Origin of the sequence: Blautia sp. HCN-1074 (assembly GCF_037890165.1) — a bacterium.
GTDB lineage: Bacteria > Bacillota > Clostridia > Lachnospirales > Lachnospiraceae > Blautia_A.
Map to the genome: position 1 here is coordinate 96831 of NZ_JBBKBP010000009.1, position 15785 is coordinate 112615.

Consider the following 15785-nt stretch of genomic DNA (forward strand, 5'->3'; position numbering starts at 1 on the left):
AAATAGAAATACGAGGAGGAATGAAAATGGAACAATACAACGTAACCGGGATGAGTTGTGCAGCCTGCAGCAGCAGAGTTGAGAAGGCTGTATCCAAGGTTCCGGGTGTGACATCCTGTTCTGTCAGCCTGCTGACAAACTCCATGGGAGTGGAAGGAACTGCCAGCTCAGGCGAGATCATCAAGGCAGTACAGGATGCAGGATACGGCGCTTCACTAAAAGGAGCTTCCGGAGCACAGATGTCTGCATCAGCAGCGGAAGAAGCACTGGAAGATCATGAAACCCCAATATTAAAGAGAAGATTGATCGCATCAGCAGGTTTCCTGCTTGTGCTGATGTATTTTTCAATGGGACATATGATGTGGGGCTGGCCGCTTCCGGCATGGTTTAATGATAATCATGTCGTAATGGGACTGGTACAGCTCTTACTTGCAGGAATCGTAATGGTTATCAACCAGAAATTCTTTATCAGTGGATTTAAGAGCCTTTGGCATCGCGCTCCAAATATGGATACACTGGTAGCACTCGGTTCAATGGCTTCTTTTGTGTGGAGTGTTTATGCACTCTTTGCCATGACAAGGGCACAGGTAGACGGAGATTCTGCGGCAGTTATGAACTATATGATGGAGTTTTATTTTGAGTCTGCTGCCATGATTCTTACTCTGATCACAGTTGGAAAAATGTTGGAGGCCCGTTCGAAAGGCAAGACAACAGATGCACTCAAGGGTCTTATGAAACTGGCGTCTAAGACAGCAGTAGTTGTGCGTGACGGCCAGGAATCTACAGTACCGATTGAGCAGGTGCGCAAAGGTGATATCTTTGTAGTCCGCCCGGGAGAGAATATTCCGGTGGATGGTGTGATCCTGGAAGGAAACAGTGCAGTAAACGAGTCGGCACTTACCGGCGAGAGCATTCCGGTAGATAAGAATCCGGGAGATGCGGTTTCTGCCGCAACGGTAAATCAGTCAGGATTTATCAGATGTGAGGCAACCCGTGTAGGAGAAGACACTACACTTTCACAGATTATTAAGATGGTCAGTGATGCGGCAGCCACCAAAGCACCAATCGCAAAGATTGCTGACCGCGTTTCAGGAGTTTTTGTTCCGGCAGTTATCAGTATTGCCATTATCACAACGATTATCTGGCTACTTGTGGGCAGACCATTTGGTTTCGCTCTGGCAAGAGGCATTTCTGTTCTTGTTATCAGTTGTCCATGTGCACTTGGACTTGCCACACCGGTTGCTATCATGGTTGGAAACGGAATGGGTGCAAAGAACGGAATTCTGTTTAAAACAGCAGTTTCTCTGGAAGAAGCAGGAAAGATACAGATTGTTGCATTAGATAAGACAGGAACGATCACAAAAGGTGAACCTCAGGTGACAGATCTGGTTCCGGCAGACGGAATTTCGGAAGAAGAACTTCTTACCTATGCGTATGCACTGGAGAAGAAGAGTGAGCATCCTCTTGCCAAAGCGATTCTTGCAAAGGCAGAGGAAAGACAGATCACAGCCAGAGAAGTTTCTGATTTTCAGGCACTTCCGGGAAATGGACTTCGTGCGGTATTAGATAATGAAGTTCTGACGGGCGGCAGCATGAAATATATCAGCAATCAGATATCCATTGCACCGGAACTGATATTACAGGCTGAAAAGCTGGCAGGAGAAGGAAAAACCCCACTGCTTTTCACAAAAAACAATAAGCTGATCGGTATGATCGCAGTAGCTGATGTTATGAAAGAGGATAGTCCTCAGGCAGTAAAAGAGTTACAGAATATGGGAATCCGTGTTGTCATGCTTACGGGTGACAATGAGCGTACTGCAAAGGCAATCGGAGCACAGGCAGGTGTTGATGAAGTAATTGCAGGTGTACTTCCGGATGGCAAAGAGAGTGTAATCCGTTCTCTGAAAGAACAGGGACGTGTTGCTATGGTAGGAGATGGTATCAATGACGCCCCGGCACTTACCAGAGCAGATATCGGAATTGCGATCGGAGCAGGTACAGATGTTGCAATTGACGCAGCAGATGTGGTACTGATGAAGAGCCGGCTCAGTGATGTTCCGGCAGCGATTCGTTTAAGTCGTGCAACACTTAAGAATATCCATGAAAATCTTTTCTGGGCATTTTTCTACAATGTGATAGGTATTCCACTTGCGGCAGGTGTGTGGATTCCGATTTTCGGATGGACACTTAATCCTATGTTTGGTGCGGCGGCAATGAGTCTTTCCAGTTTCTGTGTAGTTACAAATGCTCTCAGATTAAATCTGTTTAAAGTACATGACTCATCGAAAGATAAGAAGATTAAGCAGAATGAATTACGAGCTTCTCATATTGCAGACAGTACAGGAAATCATACAACACGCAATGCAGCTTCTGATATGGCTGACAATAATATAAACAATAATGAAATTCATGATCATAAAGATCAAGAAAATAAAAAAGAAAACAAGGAGAATAAAGGTATGACAACAATCACAGTAAATGTAACAGGAATGATGTGTGGACACTGCGAAGCACACGTAAACAAAGCAGTGAAAGAAGCGTTCGGTGTAGAAGATGTAGTTTCTTCCCACGAAAAAGGAACAACAGTGATCCATGCACCGGAGAAACTGAATGAGGATAAAATCCGCGAAGTGATCAAAGAAGCTGGTTATGAAGTAACCGGTATTACACAGGAATAAATGTGTAAAGGAGAGGCTATGGAAAATCAGATCCAGACACCACACAAAAGACGGGTGCGCTATAAAGGAAAATATCCAAAGAAATTTGAAGAAAAATACAAGGAATTACAGCCGGAGAAATATAAGGATACTATTGAGCATGTGATTCAGAAGGGAAATACTCCTGCCGGGATGCATATTTCCATTATGGTTAAGGAAATCATAGACTTTCTGAATATTCAGCCCGGAGAGATCGGATTTGATGCTACATTAGGTTATGGCGGTCATACCAAAGAGATGCTTAAATGTCTGAATGGCAAGGGACATATTTATGCTACAGATGTAGACCCGGAGGAATCTGATAAAACAAAGAAACGTCTTGCGGATCAGGGATTCGGAGAAGATCTTCTCACGGTGAAGCTTCAGAATTTCTGTACGATCGATGAAATTGCAAAGGAAGTGGGAGGATTTGATTTCATTCTTGCAGACCTTGGCGTTTCATCCATGCAGATTGATAATCCGAAAAGAGGATTTTCATTTAAAGTCGATGGACCATTGGACCTTCGTTTGAATCAGGATGCTGGTATCAGTGCAGCAGAACGCCTGGATACCATTACCAGAGATGAGCTGGCAGGAATGCTCTATGAGAATTCTGACGAGCCATACTGTGAAGAGCTTGCCAAAGCGATAACTGATGAAATCCGTAAAGGAAACTGTATTGATACAACCACAAAACTGCGTCAGGTAATTGAAAAAACTCTGGATTTTCTTCCGGAAAAAGAGAAGAAAGATACGATTAAGAAAACTTGTCAGAGAACCTTCCAGGCGCTCCGTATCGATGTGAACCGCGAGTTTGAAGTATTGTATGAATTTATGGAGAAACTGCCGGATGCACTGCGCCCAGGCGGACGTGTAGCTATTCTTACATTCCATTCCGGAGAGGATAAACTTGTAAAGAAAGCTCTCAAAGAAGGATACAAAGCAGGAATTTACTCTGATTATGCAAAAGATGTGATCCGTCCATCTGCTCAGGAATGTGCACAGAATGGAAGAGCCCGCTCTACTAAAATGCGCTGGGCTGTGAAAAACAAATAGCAGATTTTGTATGGCCTGAAAAGTAAATAAGGAATGATACAGAACTGGTTCTGTATATTACAGAGATAATAAAATATAAAAGAAACGGATACCCTGGTGGAAACATCAGGGTATTCTTGTTTCCGGGAATAGGATATCATTGTGACAAGCCTCTTTTGTATTATGGAAAGAAACCAGTAAGGCGTTACTGTTCACTCCGTTCACAGTAACGTAGCCAAAATTCATTCCAGATTGCCTGCGGCAATGGAATTTTGGCTTGTATGTCTCGGGATTTTGGCATATTCATGCCAAAACACCTCGTGGGATAGTGGCGTGTGAACAGTAACAGTAAGGCAACTTAGAAGATAAAGAAAAAATATTATTGTTGTACTGTATGATGAGTAAGTGGTATAATAATACAAGTTTATATTGCAGAAAAAAATGTTGTTCGTGAGAGGCTGAAAATAATGATCGAGTGGAAACAAATGACGATGCAGGAAGCAGAGAATAAAATGGAGGTGCTTCGGGAGATTTTTGATGTAGTCCGTCTCCTGAAAGGGAGTGATCTGCAGACTTCCGGAATGGAAAATAAGCTTGAAGGAGAAAAAAATCTTTGTCAGTGTTATGCTTTCTGGAATAAAGATAAAAGATGTGAAAATTGCATTTCCGTTAAAGCGCTGAATGAAAAGAAACAGACATCCAAAATTGAATTTCTTGATTCTGATATGTATCAGGTATTTGCAAGGTATCTGGAGATTGACAGTGAGCCTTATGTAATGGAAATGCTGAAAAAGCTGGACGAAAACACACTGACTGATGAGGAAGGATATGAAAAACTGACGGAAAAGCTGACTGTATATAGCGAAAAGCTGTATAAAGATGTGCTGACAGGGGCGTATAACCGCAGATATTTTGAGGAAAAAGTCAAAAATATGTCTTTGAATGCCGGAGTTGCAGTTATCGATCTGGATGATTTTAAATTGTTCAATGACACTTATGGCCATGATGGAGGAGATCTGGTACTGACAACCGTAGTGAATGTAATTCGGCATTATATCCGTCGTACGGATATTCTGGTGCGCTATGGAGGAGATGAATTTCTGTTGATCCTGCCTGGAATTGAGAAAGAAATCTTTTCACAGAAGCTTCGTATGATCCAGGAGAAGATCCATGCGACACATATTCCGGGTTTTAATCGTCTGAAGCTTTCAGTGAGCATTGGTGGAGCTATGTTTACCCACGGCAGATTGGAGGAAGCGATCACCAAAGCAGACAGACTTATGTATATGGCCAAGGGACATAAAAATATAGTAGTGACCCGGTGGGATCAGAAGCAAAATACAGACAGGGTGGAAAAAAGAAACCTGCCCCAGCTTCTGGTCGTTGATGATTCTGAAATGAACCGTGAGATACTTAAGGAAATTCTGGGAAAGGAATACCGGATCCTGGAGGCCTGTGACGGGGAAGAGGCTCTGAAGATGCTGGAGCAGCATGGAACTGAAATCTCCCTGGTCCTGTTGGATATTATTATGCCCAAAATGGATGGATTTGAAGTACTCGCCTATATGAACAGAGATAAATGGATCGAGGATATACCGGTGATCATGATTTCCAGTGAAGGATCAGAGAGTTATATCCGCCGTGCCTACGAACTGGGAGCTTCGGATTATATAAGCAGACCATTTGATACCAAGGTGGTATATCAGCGGGTTATCAATATGATCAAGCTTTATGCCAAGCAAAGGCGCCTGATTCATCTGGTAACAGATCAGATTTATGAAAAAGAGAAAAACAACCGTATGATGACCGGAATTCTCAGTCAGATTGTAGAGTTCCGAAATGGTGAAAGCGGGCTTCATGTGCTGCATATTAATATTCTGACTCAGCTTTTGCTGGAGAGACTGATGCGAAAATCAGAGAATTACAATTTTTCCTGGTCTCAGCAGCATATGATTGCCACAGCTTCCGCACTTCATGATATCGGTAAGATTGGAATTGATGAAAAAATTCTGAACAAACCCGGAAAGCTTACAAAGGAAGAATTTGAAGCTATGAAACAGCATACGATCATAGGTGCCCGGATGCTTGACAGTCTGGAAATGTATCATGATGAAGAGATGATGAAATATGCCTATGAAATATGCCGCTGGCATCATGAACGTTATGATGGAAAAGGATATCCGGATGGCCTGAAGGGAGAAGAAATCCCTATATCTGCCCAGGTGGTCTCACTGGCAGATGCGTATGATGCCCTGGTAAGCGACCGGGTATATAAGAAAGCATATTCTCATGAAAAGGCAATGGAGATGATCCTGAATGGAGAATGCGGAATGTTTAATCCTCTTCTTTTGGAATGTCTGGTGGAAATTCAGGATAAAGTACGCAAGGAACTTGGTATTAAAGGTGTAAATGAATGTCTGGAATATCTGGAAGAGAGAAACTGTTAAAAAATTCCCTGAAGTCCCCTGTCCTGACAATAAAATACACCGGTTTATGGAGACGTTTTTCTTTCATAAATCGGTGTATTTGTTTTATGGGATTTAATTTTTCGGTAATGTATCTTTGAAATTTGAATAATCTTCTGTAATTTTCTTTACGTATGCATCATAAGCATCTTGTAAAGTATTATAGTTCGTGCCTCCTGCGTCAGCAATATCCTGATAACTCTTAGGAGCGAGATGATCTGCAATTGCCATATACGGTTTTTTTTCATTTCGTTGGGCAGTTGTTGACTTGGAAACATAGTATTTTCCATCTGCTCGGCAGATAATAACAGGAATTGTTGTCCCTTCCGGATAGTTGCTAACGTTTACAGAAGTCCAGAAAAGATAACGTCTCTTCTCGTTATTTCCACTGCCCAGATATGCCCAGGTACCTTTTTTTAGCAGACTATCCTCTTTTATTAATTTTAAAATCGCTGGAACCATTGTTGAGTTTGTAGCGTTAGAATCAAGTTCAAAATTATTGTTGGTACTCAATGTGTTTTCCAATAATTTTGAATCTTTAAGTGGTCCCATCAAATTTTCATTCATAGCAAATGGATATTTCTTTCCGCCACTCTCGTTTCCACCTGACCATTTAAATTTTACACTGTTATCATCATTAAGGGAAATCTCACATGTTCCATTGGCAACGGGAATTCCTTTCCAGTTGTCAGTATCATCCTCACCTACAGTGTGGGAAATCCCGGCGATGGTAATAGTTTTTGCGGACTGCCAGTCATCTATTTTCTGTTTTAGTTGAACTGTTCTCTTAGCCTCTTCGGGATCTTTGCCATCCAGATTTATATCTGCCATCATTTCACCATATGCAGTGCGGACGTTTGCAAGATCTGTTGATTCGCGGCTTCGTTCCACATATTTTGTGTAAGAAGGTGCCAGAAGTCCGACAAGAATTGCCAGGATTGCGACCACGACTACAAGTTCAACCAGGGTAAAGCCTTTATCTCTTTTTTGCATGTATTTTACCTGTAAATAAAAATGTTAAATAATAGTTATGCTAGAGCGTGTTTGAAAAATCATTCCCGCAATCTGCACGCCCCACTTTGCGGTATATTTTGCCCGAATTCAGTTGCCGTAGCCCGCTACGGCGCCTTCATCCGGACAAAATCTACCACAAATTGTGACGCACATCTTGCAGAAAGCTTTTTTCAAACACGCTCTAGGGAGTAAAATATATACTTTACCCCTTAAGCTTTTTAGAATGATAGCACAGAATCTGTTACTGTGCAATATTTGCAGAAAAAATATTGTTACTGTTCACTGGTAATATTCCGCGAGGTGTTTTTTGTGAGCGAAGGTCACAGAAAACCCGAGACATACCGCGCGAATTTATGCGATTAGCATAAATTAAGTTTGCGAAGCAAACGATACTCCTTGGGCTTTGCACAAGGAGGTTCATATTTCCTGCATCGCGAAGCGTGTTGCTGTGAACGGAGTGAACAGTAACAAAATATTTCTTTACAGATACAGGGCAATCGTATGGATCATTTTTTCCACATCCAGTGGTTTGGCCAGATGTGCGTTCATACCACAGTCCAGTGCATGGCGTACATCCTCTGCAAAAGCATTAGCGGTCAGTGCGATGATGGGAATGGAAGAAGCATCCGTCCTGTCAAGCTTCCGGATCTGGCGTGTGGCCTCGTATCCGTCCATCAGAGGCATCATAATGTCCATAAGTATCACATCAAATGTCCCCTCAGGGTGACGGGAGAAAAGTTTTACAGCTTCCCTGCCATTGGATACTGCAGTTACCACAGCACCTTCCTCTTCAAGGAGTACCTGTGCCACTTCTCTGTTTATTTCATTATCCTCCGCCAGCAGGATCTTTATGCCCTGAATGGAGTTTCGCTCAGCTTCTGGCTCAGAAGAGATATCCGTTTCTTCTGCCTTTTCAAATGGCAGAGTGATCACAAAAGTACTTCCGATACCCGGAGTACTGGAAATCTCAATGGTACCACCCATCTGTTCAAATAGCGCTTTGGCAATACTCATACCCAGTCCGGTGCCATGATATACACTTCGGGCATCCATATTCTCCTGAGTAAAGGGTTCAAAGATCTTCTCCAGATATTCTTTGCTGATGCCGATTCCCGTATCAGAGATCGTCCATCTGCAGACCAGCTTATGATCATGGGAAGGGAGAGCATGGATCTCCGTATGGATAGCCCCATTTTCTCTGTTGTATTTGATACAGTTACTGTAAATATTCATCATGGCACGACGGAGGTGCAGAGGGCTGCCGTATACAAAGGGATGTTCGTATATCTCCGGTGCGATATGAACGGTGAAATCAATGCCGTTTTTCTGTGCTTGCATATCAATCAGCATCTGTGTCTCTTTTTCATATTTGATCAGATCAAAAGGTTCATGGTTGAGTACAAGTCCGCCCTCCTCAATCTTGGACATATCCAGTACATCATTGATAAGAGAGAGCAGATGACTGGCTGAAATGAATGCTTTTTCACGATTACTTTTCAGGAATCCGATATCATTTTCGTGCTTTTTATCAATTTCCAGCAGACCAATGATTCCATTCAGCGGCGTACGCATATCGTGGGACATACGGGAAAGGAAATTGGATTTCTCTGCATTGGCACGTTCGGCAGTATCAAGAGCTTCTTTGAGAAGCTTCTGGTGTCTGATTTCTGATTCCACCACATCGTCCACATTCAAAAATCCCAGAACAATGATACCGGAGTCTTCGTTTTTGATAAAGCGGAACTGATAGTAATGGATACCATCCCTGTCATTTATCCGGTAATTTCCCTTGTATTCGGACTGACCGGACAAAACACTCATTACATTACCCAGTTCCAGTGATTCTTCCAGCATTGTACGGTCATCCGGATATACACGCTGTTGGATATAGTCTGAGAGGAAAAGATCATAGGGGTATGTATTGCTGTGTTTTTTGTCCGGATCAGGGACATCGTGGTCTTCCTGCTTGATCACAGAGAGAGTTTTTTCTCTGGGGTTGATCAGGTATACGTTCAGGTAGTTGCTGCTCAGTGTCTGGACAATACTTACCTGTGTCTCATAGGCTTCCTGTGTTCTGGTGACATCCTCACCGTAAAGGATTGCTTCCAGATGATTATTGGAAGGATTGAGCAGCAGTCTTGCCACATATTTGGAAAGCCTGATTATATCGTCATCGTAGAGACAGCGGGAAACCCTGGTGACTTCCACCTGACCGTCCTCGTAGCTTTTCATCAGGGAACAGCGGCAAAATGCGTTGATAAAATCGTTTCTGTCCTTTAATACCGGTATAAAAACAGCAGTCTCTGCAATAAAATGGTCAATGGAAGCGTCAGCATCCATCTTATAGGCCAGGGCAGAGGTGCCTCCGATCTTCAGAATCTTATCATCTGTAAGGTCGAGATGAAAGTAGCCGGCAGCATGGGTAATGGATGCCAGAAGAGAGTGGAGCTGATTTTCATAAATTTTGCGTGCTGTCACATCATTGTCTTCACAGGCTACTGCAATTACGAAATCCCGATAGTCATCGGCGTTTCCGTTTCTGGCAATGAGCAGATAATAGTAATGGACAGTATCTGTGACAACCCTGAAATGGAATTTGAAAGAGGCTTCCTGAGAAAGTCTTTCCAGCAGGGTTTCATAATTCAGGTGTCTGGACACATAGGAACGCTCATCCGGATGAATATATTTCTGGATGAGAAAATTAAATGACAGCTTATAGTCTGAATTATCTTTAATATCGAGATCCGCAAAAGCATCAGTAAATCTGGAACGATATACGGATATTTTCCCGGTTTCCCGGTTTACGCCATAAACAGACATGTAGTCAGAAGCAAGCAGGTTGATGGCACCCAGCAGACGGAGAGAGTTCTCACCTGTGGGAATAGACTTTGACAGGCTTTCTCCTTCGGCTACTGTGCTGAATACAAGTGCATGTCCTCTGCTGCCGTCGGGCTGTACCGTCTCTACTGCATCAACTGTCTCATAAATATGGCGGATCGGATCTAGGTAAGTCTTTGGTCCCTGTATTCCCAGTGCTACAGGGCAGGGCGGGCATGGGGAATCAAGCCCCATAAGTGCCTTATAGCATTTCACTCCCGGCTGGAGATTGGGGTACAGTTGTTTGGCAGTGTCGTTATAGCTTAGGATATTATAGTCTTTGTCTATGCTGTAATATCCGGATGAGTGTGTGTTCATAATTTGTACTCCTGGTGTTTAGTGCTTTACAGTATACTCTTTTTACCAAAGAATAGCAATGATAATGGACGAATTTGTAAAGGTTGTACAATGTTTGTAACTGTTCACACATCACTACTGTGAACGGAGTAAACAGTAACAATGTTTCTGATGTCTGCGCACGATTCCCAGGTTAAAATCCTGTCTGCCGTTTGCTACACTGATATCATATATCCGAGAAAGCTCTGACGGTCGCCTGATCGATTCTAATGCCCTGTATGAGGGTATATGTCAATTATATGATTGACGTATTTCCTAAACAAAAGTATACTGATGTTTATCAGAAGGACAGGGGTAGCAAGTATGGGATATACGACAATTACATTTATGATATTTATGCTGCTGGTAACAGCAGCATATTATATGTTTCCTGTAAAAAAATATCAATGGACCGTATTACTGGTTGCCAGTTATATTTTTTATTTATGGGCAAGCTGGAAATATGCTGCTTTTCTTTTATTTACTACATTTACAGTTTATTTTGCAGCACTTATTATGTATAAAAACAGCAAAACAGCGAAAGAAACGATAGTTCTTCATAGCGGAGAATGGGATCGGGAACAGAAAAAGCAGTACAAAGAGGAAATGAAAAGGAAGAGAAGAAAAGTTCTGATCATGGTACTTGTGCTGAATTTTGGGATACTTATATTCTTAAAATATTTTAATTTGTTTGCCGGAGGAATGAACAGTTTTCTTGAAAAATCAGGAATGACTGGTCCGATTCCAATATTGCATCTGGCATTGCCGTTAGGGATTTCTTTTTATACCTTTCAGTCTATCGGATATTTGATTGATGTTTACAGAGAAAAATTTGAACCAGAAAGAAATCCGGCAAAATATGCATTGTTTGTATCATTTTTTCCACAGCTCATTCAAGGCCCGATCAGCTTTTATGATCAGCTGGCGCATCAGCTTTATGCAGAACGAAATTTTTCTTATAAAAATCTAAAACATGGTACACTTTTGATGCTTTGGGGATATTTCAAAAAAATGGTGATCGCAGACAGGGCAGTCAGCCTGATCCAAATGGTTGCACCAGATTATATGCAGTATAATGGAACTGTTATTTTTATAACAGTTCTGGTCTATGCATTACAATTATATGCGGATTTTTCAGGTGGAATCGATATATCCAGAGGATTTGCAGAAATCCTGGGGATTGAAATGGCTGAGAACTTCTGCAGACCATATTTTGCAGTAAGCATTAACGATTATTGGAGACGTTGGCATATTACATTAGGCGCATGGATGAAGAATTATGTGTTTTATTCTCTTGCAATGTCAAAACGTTTTTTTAAAATGGGTAAAAACCTGAAACAAAAATATGGTGATCATGCGGTTGGAGCGCATATTGCAAAAGTGCTTCCGGCAGGAATTGCTTCTTTTATCACTTTCTTACTTGTGGGAATCTGGCATGGGGCAAATATGAAATATGTTGCCTTTGGTGTTTGGAATGGCAGCGTGATCCTGTTATCTGTTTTGATGCAGCCATTATTTAATAAAGCAATTGCCGGTCTGCATATTCAGACTCAAAAAACGTCATGGCGTATTTTTCAAATATTACGGACATTTTTGATCGTACTGATAGGATATATGTTTGACATAGGCAATAATTTTTCTGCTGCAATAGATATGCTGGGACGTTGTGTTAGGGATTTCAGTTTTGATATAACTCAGATCATAGAGCAGATTACGTCGTGCGGTATGACATTGTATGATTATATGCTGCTTATATTTATGACTGTTTTGATCTTTTATGTCAGTCTGATACAGGAACGTCATTCTGACACAACAATACGGAAGCTTTTGGAGGAGAAATATCCAAAATTTCAGTGGATCGTATTATTTGCAGGGCTTCTCAGCATTGCCATATTTGGAATGTACGGACCTGGATGCAGTGCAGCAGAATTTGTGTATATGCAGTTCTAGTACAGCGTGTTTGAAAAATGCCTTTAGGTAATAAGACAGATAGGACATATGATGAAAAAAAGAATTTTAAAACTAAGTTGCTTTGGTTTGATATTTATGTTATTCCTAAGTGGAGCAGCCGGATTTCTTAAGGTGAACAGTTTACCGGACAGTGTGCGTATCAAGGGATTTTATCTGGAACCCAAAGATAGTCTGAATATGGTAACGATTGGAGCAAGTGAGACTTATACGGCAATAGCACCAGGCTTGCTCTGGAAAGAGTTCGGATTTACCAGTTATAATTATTCGGTGGCCGGAAGTCCGATCTCAATAGTAAAATCACAGGTTAAGGAGATTCTGGCTAACCAGGATCCAAAAGTAATTGTGATAGAGATTAACGGGACATTACAGGATGATGAATATCAGATAAATGAAAAACGATTGAGAAAGTACATAGATAATATTCCATGGTCAGTAAATAAGATAAACACAATTAAGGAGATAGTACCCGAAGATCAGCAGACAGAGTATTTCATACCTTTTTTAAAGTATCATTCAAACTGGCAGAGTCTGGATTTGTGCATAGCTAATTTTTACCTTCAGTCACGTATGATGCTGGAAGGCAGCAGCCGACTGAAGGGATTTCAGACAATATCCGGAGCAGAAGAAACAAAAAGTAAAGTAATAGATGTGAAGGGCGATACCTCAGTACTTCCTTTGTCTGAAAAGGCAGAATATTATCTGCGAGATCTTCTTCAGTATTTAAAAGATGAAGGAATTGACAATGTTCTGTTCATGCGCACACCGCACAGAATTACAAAAAAGAGTTATCCATTTTATCAAAGAGCAAATGAAGCGGAAAAGATTATCAAAGAATATGGATTTCCCTATGTGAACTTTGAAACACAAAAGGATGAAATCGGACTGAGCATGATGGATGATTTTTATAATAATCATCATCTGAATCTGTATGGACAGAAAAAGTTTACGAATTATTTTGGAAACTATATGGTAGAACATTATGATCTGAAGGATAGTGTGCATTTAGAAAAGGTTATAAAAGAATGGGATAAAACCGCAGAGGATACAGAGGATTGTCTGGAATATGTAGAAACCATGATAGAAGATAAAAACAGAAGTATTATTAATGAAGGATGGAAAGAAGCCAGGAGATTACACCTGACAACAGAGGAATAATATGGGGAAAGGAATTGAACGGTATGGCTACTGATGAAGAGCTTTATGGGCAATATCTGAGCGGTGACGAAACAGGACTTGAACTATTGATAAAAAAATACGGCAATCCGCTGACCTTATACATCGATGGTTATCTGCATGACGTCCATGAAGCGGAGGACTTAATGATGGAAACCTTTTCCTGGCTGTTTACGAAAAAGCCCCGCATCCGGGATGGATGTTTTAAGGCTTATCTCTATAAAGCGGCGCGGCACATGGCTTTACGCCACAAAAGCAGACGGCGGATTATCTTCAGTCTTGACGACCTGACCAGAGAACCGGAGGCGCAGACACTGGTGGAGGAGGTCATCCGCACAAAGGAACGAAATCAGATCCTGTATCTCTGCATGGACGAGTTAAATTCAGATTATCGGGAAGCTCTTTATCTGACCTATTTTGAGGGTATGAGCTACCAACAGGCTGCTAAGGTCATGGGAAAAAGTGTGAAGCAGATCACAAATATGGTGTACCGGGGAAAAGAGCGTTTACGTGGATTATTGCAACGGGAGGGTATTACAGATGTTGAAAAATGAGGAACGGATTGCTGAGGTAAAACGGCGTATTGGGGAAAAAGAACGACAGCAGAGACTGCGGCACAGACGGATTGTCTCCGGATTCTGCATAGCGGCATGCCTTGCAGTAATCGTTGGGGTTTCCTTTGTCATGCCAGGTATTGTCGGACAGATTACGCCCGGTACTTCTTCCGGCTTTGAAACGGCAGCAACAATTTTAGGCGGCGGTACTGCGTTGGGATATATGGTGATCGGACTGCTGGCTTTTATTCTCGGCGTTTGCGTGACTATTCTGTGCTTCCGCATCCGCCAGCTGAACAAAGAGGAGCAGACGGAGGAACAAAAGGAGGACAATGAGGATGGAGCTGTTCAGTAACCTTTTTCAATTCGCTGTCACCCTGCTGGGCTTTTGTCTGAGTGGTATCTGGTATCTGAAAGATCGAAAACAGACATATTTCCTGCTGACCTGCTTTTACGGATGCTTTGCCCTCGGCTCTCTTTACTGGACGCTGTATCTGCTCCTGTTTTCTGAAACACCGCAGGTCTTTTATGTGTCAGAGTTCGGCTGGGTAGCCAGTGTGATTTTCCTTTATCTTCTGCAATACACCCTTTCTTCTGCCGGGGAAAGAAGATTTTTGACACGAAAAGCCCTGATTGCCCCTTTGATTGGCATTCCGCTTTGTGTGTTTTACTGCACCTTTGGGGATGTTCTCTCCAATCTGCTCTGGTGTGGCATGATGATCGTTGTTTCTTATCATTCCATTCGGGGTCTTGCTTATGCACAGATACAGACGGGAACAGCGTGTAAGATGCGGTATTTCCACATTGGGGTACTGTGCTATGTGGCGGTGGAGTATGTTCTTTGGATCTCTGGCTGCCTGTGGCCGGGCTATTCCATTTCCGCTCCCTATTGCTGGTTTGATCTTCTGCTTACAGGCAGCCTGTTTGCGCTGCTCCCGGCCACAGGAAAGGCAGTGCAGGCATGACATATATTGAAAATGTATTTCTTTGCATGGCTTCGCCCCTGCTGATTGCCGCGCTGTGTATGGGAAAGCGGCAGAGAAAATTCTTTCTGTTTTGCTTTGCCGGGATGGGTGCATGTCTGCTTTCCGCATACATCAACACCTTTTTCGCTGCACTTTACAGAGCGGACACCTTTGCAGCTACCACAGAGATCGCCCCGGTGGTGGAGGAAGTGATGAAACTTCTGCCATTGCTCTTTTATCTGCTGATATTTGAGCCAAAAGCGGAGCGAATCAAAAATGCCGCTGTGATCACAGCTCTTTCCTTTGCCACATTTGAGAATGTCTGCTATCTAATCCAAAACGGAGCCGGTCATTTTTCTTTTATTTTTTTCCGGGGTATTGGAACAGGAGCCATGCATGTGATCTGTGGAGCCATTGTCGGCGGCGGCCTTGCATATGTGTGGCAGAGAACATGGCTGAAGATTGCCGGAACCTGCGGCCTGCTGGGAGCGGCAATCACCTTTCATGCAATTTATAATCTCCTGATCGCCTACGGCGGTGCAGCACAGTATATTGCTTATCTGCTGCCTGTACTTATCCTGACAGCGGGAAAACTGATTTTCCGCAGTTTGATACAATAATATAACCTGATTTTCCGCTTTTGGGAGCTGTTTCGGCAGCTCTCAAATTTTTTTTGAAAAAATTTAATTTTCAGGTGAG

11 protein-coding genes and 2 pseudogenes are annotated in these 15785 nt (G+C 42.3%); 10 read left to right on the plus strand and 3 right to left on the minus strand.

Translation table 11 applies throughout. From position 1 onward, the window contains the following. Nucleotides 1-26 precede the first annotated feature (26 nt). The 3 genes from WKT11_RS09890 to WKT11_RS09900 all read left to right on the plus strand — a co-directional run bounded on the left by WKT11_RS09890 (nt 27) and on the right by WKT11_RS09900 (nt 6178). Nucleotides 27-2678, plus strand: coding sequence for a heavy metal translocating P-type ATPase (locus WKT11_RS09890; RefSeq protein WP_117676452.1), 2652 nt, complete (start codon nt 27-29; stop codon nt 2676-2678). 18 nt (nt 2679-2696) lie between these two features. Continuing rightward, complete coding sequence (rsmH, locus tag WKT11_RS09895) at nt 2697-3752, plus strand: 16S rRNA (cytosine(1402)-N(4))-methyltransferase RsmH (RefSeq protein WP_117676453.1); 1056 nt, start codon at nt 2697-2699, stop codon at nt 3750-3752. Nucleotides 3753-4198: 446 nt separating this feature from the next. Continuing rightward, complete coding sequence (locus tag WKT11_RS09900; protein WP_117676454.1) at nt 4199-6178, plus strand: diguanylate cyclase; 1980 nt, start codon at nt 4199-4201, stop codon at nt 6176-6178. A 93-nt stretch (nt 6179-6271) separates the two neighbouring features. Here the strand turns inward: WKT11_RS09900 and WKT11_RS09905 are convergent, their stop codons facing one another. Further along, entirely contained in the window at nt 6272-7189 is a 918-nt protein-coding gene (locus tag WKT11_RS09905; protein ID WP_117676455.1) for a prepilin-type N-terminal cleavage/methylation domain-containing protein, read from the minus strand. A gap of 24 nt (nt 7190-7213) precedes the next feature. Further along, nucleotides 7214-7324: pseudogene (locus WKT11_RS09910) on the minus strand (DUF6783 domain-containing protein); the annotation flags it as partial. Between WKT11_RS09910 and WKT11_RS09915 the strand changes: the two are divergent. Continuing rightward, nucleotides 7301-7402 (plus strand): annotated as a pseudogene (locus WKT11_RS09915) (DUF6783 domain-containing protein); the annotation flags it as partial. The pseudogenes WKT11_RS09910 and WKT11_RS09915 sit on opposite strands and share 24 nt — an antisense overlap. 288 nt (nt 7403-7690) lie before the next feature. Here the strand turns inward: WKT11_RS09915 and WKT11_RS09920 are convergent. Next, on the minus strand, nt 7691-10405 hold the full coding sequence (locus tag WKT11_RS09920) for a response regulator (protein WP_117676456.1): 2715 nt from the start codon (nt 10403-10405) through the stop codon (nt 7691-7693). 342 nt (nt 10406-10747) lie between these two features. On the opposite strand from WKT11_RS09920, the gene WKT11_RS09925 reads away from it, so the two are divergent. From WKT11_RS09925 to WKT11_RS09950, 6 genes are all read left to right on the plus strand, one after another. Beyond that, entirely contained in the window at nt 10748-12373 is a 1626-nt protein-coding gene (locus WKT11_RS09925) for an MBOAT family protein (RefSeq protein ID WP_181977701.1), read from the plus strand. 96 nt (nt 12374-12469) lie between these two features. Next, nucleotides 12470-13549, plus strand: coding sequence for a hypothetical protein (locus tag WKT11_RS09930; protein WP_117676458.1), 1080 nt, complete (start codon nt 12470-12472; stop codon nt 13547-13549). Beyond that, nucleotides 13507-14121, plus strand: a complete 615-nt coding sequence (locus WKT11_RS09935) for an RNA polymerase sigma factor (RefSeq protein ID WP_117676459.1) — start codon at nt 13507-13509, stop codon at nt 14119-14121. Before WKT11_RS09930 ends, WKT11_RS09935 begins: the two co-directional genes overlap by 43 nt. Beyond that, nucleotides 14108-14476: a DUF4179 domain-containing protein gene (locus WKT11_RS09940; protein ID WP_117676460.1), complete on the plus strand. Its 369-nt coding sequence runs from the start codon at nt 14108-14110 to the stop codon at nt 14474-14476. Before WKT11_RS09935 ends, WKT11_RS09940 begins: the two co-directional genes overlap by 14 nt. Next, nucleotides 14460-15086 carry a histidine kinase gene (locus WKT11_RS09945; protein WP_117676461.1) on the plus strand — a complete coding sequence of 209 codons (627 nt, stop codon included), beginning with the start codon at nt 14460-14462 and terminating at the stop codon, nt 15084-15086. Before WKT11_RS09940 ends, WKT11_RS09945 begins: the two co-directional genes overlap by 17 nt. Continuing rightward, a complete protein-coding gene (locus tag WKT11_RS09950) occupies nt 15083-15706 on the plus strand; it encodes a PrsW family glutamic-type intramembrane protease (protein ID WP_117676462.1) in 624 nt (207 codons plus the stop codon). The genes WKT11_RS09945 and WKT11_RS09950 overlap by 4 nt, the downstream gene beginning before the upstream one ends. Nucleotides 15707-15785 lie beyond the last annotated feature (79 nt).

Coding starts and splice junctions, on each gene's coding strand:
- WKT11_RS09920 (WP_117676456.1), bottom strand. CDS start 10,405: ATGAACACACACTCATCCGGATATTACAGCATAGACAAAGACTATAAT.
- WKT11_RS09935 (WP_117676459.1), top strand. CDS start 13,507: ATGGAAAGAAGCCAGGAGATTACACCTGACAACAGAGGAATAATATGG.
- rsmH (WP_117676453.1), top strand. CDS start 2,697: ATGGAAAATCAGATCCAGACACCACACAAAAGACGGGTGCGCTATAAA.
- WKT11_RS09945 (WP_117676461.1), top strand. CDS start 14,460: ATGGAGCTGTTCAGTAACCTTTTTCAATTCGCTGTCACCCTGCTGGGC.
- WKT11_RS09940 (WP_117676460.1), top strand. CDS start 14,108: ATGTTGAAAAATGAGGAACGGATTGCTGAGGTAAAACGGCGTATTGGG.
- WKT11_RS09925 (WP_181977701.1), top strand. CDS start 10,748: ATGGGATATACGACAATTACATTTATGATATTTATGCTGCTGGTAACA.
- WKT11_RS09890 (WP_117676452.1), top strand. CDS start 27: ATGGAACAATACAACGTAACCGGGATGAGTTGTGCAGCCTGCAGCAGC.
- WKT11_RS09930 (WP_117676458.1), top strand. CDS start 12,470: ATGTTATTCCTAAGTGGAGCAGCCGGATTTCTTAAGGTGAACAGTTTA.
- WKT11_RS09900 (WP_117676454.1), top strand. CDS start 4,199: ATGATCGAGTGGAAACAAATGACGATGCAGGAAGCAGAGAATAAAATG.
- WKT11_RS09950 (WP_117676462.1), top strand. CDS start 15,083: ATGACATATATTGAAAATGTATTTCTTTGCATGGCTTCGCCCCTGCTG.
- WKT11_RS09905 (WP_117676455.1), bottom strand. CDS start 7,189: ATGCAAAAAAGAGATAAAGGCTTTACCCTGGTTGAACTTGTAGTCGTG.